The organism is Peribacillus sp. CSMR9 (assembly GCF_033141925.1).
Taxonomy (GTDB): Bacteria; Bacillota; Bacilli; order Bacillales; family DSM-1321; genus Peribacillus; species Peribacillus simplex_A.
Map to the genome: position 1 here is coordinate 1 of NZ_JAOPHO010000174.1, position 1,640 is coordinate 1,640.

The window sequence follows — 1,640 nt, forward strand, 5'->3', positions numbered from 1 at the left end:
AGTGATGTCTTACTCATATCTTACTGAGGAGCCCTATTTTTTTCAAAGCTGAAAAATAACGAACTACAGGAATGCTAACCTGCCCCGTTAGTTGAATAAAACTTCTGTAATTATTCCTTATTTTAATTTTAAAAAAGGCTTATCGAGGTTCGATAAGCCACTTTTATACATAATGTATTATTTTGATAATGCGATTTTTATATGGGCTAAATGATGCTCTTCGTGCCAAGCTAATTTTGCAACTTTTGTTGCAACTGTTATTATACCGTTTATCTGGTGAGTAAAAGCTCGATCTAATTGCTCTTCAGTTAAACTATATCCTAAAGATACGATGCGCTCATTTATACCTTCTAACATTTTAATAGAACTTTCTACAGGAAGCTTTGTATCCGGTTGAATAGCCCACTTTTCTTCATCAAAAGCTGGTACTGTTGGGTTCTCATCTGTTAAAGCCAGCTTCAAACGTTGATACATGTTCAACTGAGAATCTGCAATGTGATGAACAAGTTGACGAACTGTCCAGCTACCTTCACGATAAGTTCTGCTTAATTCCTCATCACTTAATGAGTCGACAGTTTCTCTTAATCGAATCGTGTAAGTTTCGATTTCCTTTAGCCATTCTTGAAAATTTTCTAATGTTACTTTTTCAGGAACTTGTAGTTTCCCAATTGGGTATCTTACATCCATTTTCAATCCCCCTTTTCCTTATTCTTTATTTCATTATATTTCGGTATTAACGTTTAATTTTATTTAATTATATCACTTCAACAAACTGCATCGTAAATTCAAAAGCTTATTCAATTAAATGGCCCTATAATGAAAAATAGGCGCTTACCCTTGTTTCAGAATAGCGCCCTTTAATTGAATAACTAAAATCTGACCTCACTCATAATTTCACTTAATTCTTATACAACTAACGCACCTGTTATTTTAACAAGACCTTATGATAACTTGGACATAAAATACTGGTCAAAAAGATTGCCATCTATCACTAGTGAGTTTCTTTTTATTCCTTCTACCTCAAACCCCATTTTCTTATATAGAGATACTCCTGCTTCATTTTGAGTGACGACTGTAAGCTCTAACCGTAAGATATTATGAATTATTGCCCATTCTTCTAACCTTTGAAATAGTTTTGTTCCTATACCACGCCCTGTGTATTCTTTTAAAATACCTATAACTAGATAGGCTGAGTGTTTGGTTCTTCTTGTATCTCCGCCAATCACTGCTAAATATCCTACTAACTGTCCACCTTCTTGTTCTGCAACAAGTACAGTTGAATTATTCTCTTTGTCCATTCGTTCCAACCATTTACGTTGTTGTTCAGGAGAACCTTTTCTTTCTCCTGGTTCCATAAGCATAAAATCAGCCTCAGTTTCAACTTGCTTCATTAGCCAATCGAAACTTTCAGCATCCTCAGGTTTTACCTCTCTGATTAACATCAGAATCCCCCCTTAAATATATCCAATATTATACATCTTAATGAACTATCCTTCCCCGATAGTTTAAGTACATTTATTAACAAACTTTGGTTGTAATTCTATAAAAAAAGGAACTGCTTTCACGAGGCTGCTGAAAAACTCACGTTTTTCTAACTAGTACGGTAAATCAAACTAAAAAAAGACAATTCTCATTCGATA

General features: G+C 34.1%; 2 protein-coding genes. Both read right to left on the reverse strand.

Going from position 1 to position 1,640, the window contains the following annotated elements:
* Positions 1 to 177: 177 nt before the first annotated feature.
* Positions 178 to 687, reverse strand: coding sequence for a YfiT family bacillithiol transferase (locus tag N9I19_RS24675; RefSeq protein WP_089364171.1), 510 nt, complete (start codon positions 685 to 687; stop codon positions 178 to 180).
* Between the two features lie 254 nt (positions 688 to 941).
* Positions 942 to 1,442 (reverse strand): GNAT family N-acetyltransferase, encoded by a 501-nt coding sequence (locus tag N9I19_RS24680; protein ID WP_317779321.1) that lies wholly within the window; start codon positions 1,440 to 1,442, stop codon positions 942 to 944.
* Positions 1,443 to 1,640 lie beyond the last annotated feature (198 nt).

Bases quoted from the DNA above. Each gene is read 5' to 3' on its own strand.
- N9I19_RS24675 (WP_089364171.1), bottom strand. From the start codon at position 687: ATGGATGTAAGATACCCAATTGGGAAACTACAAGTTCCTGAAAAAGTA.
- N9I19_RS24680 (WP_317779321.1), bottom strand. From the start codon at position 1,442: ATGTTAATCAGAGAGGTAAAACCTGAGGATGCTGAAAGTTTCGATTGG.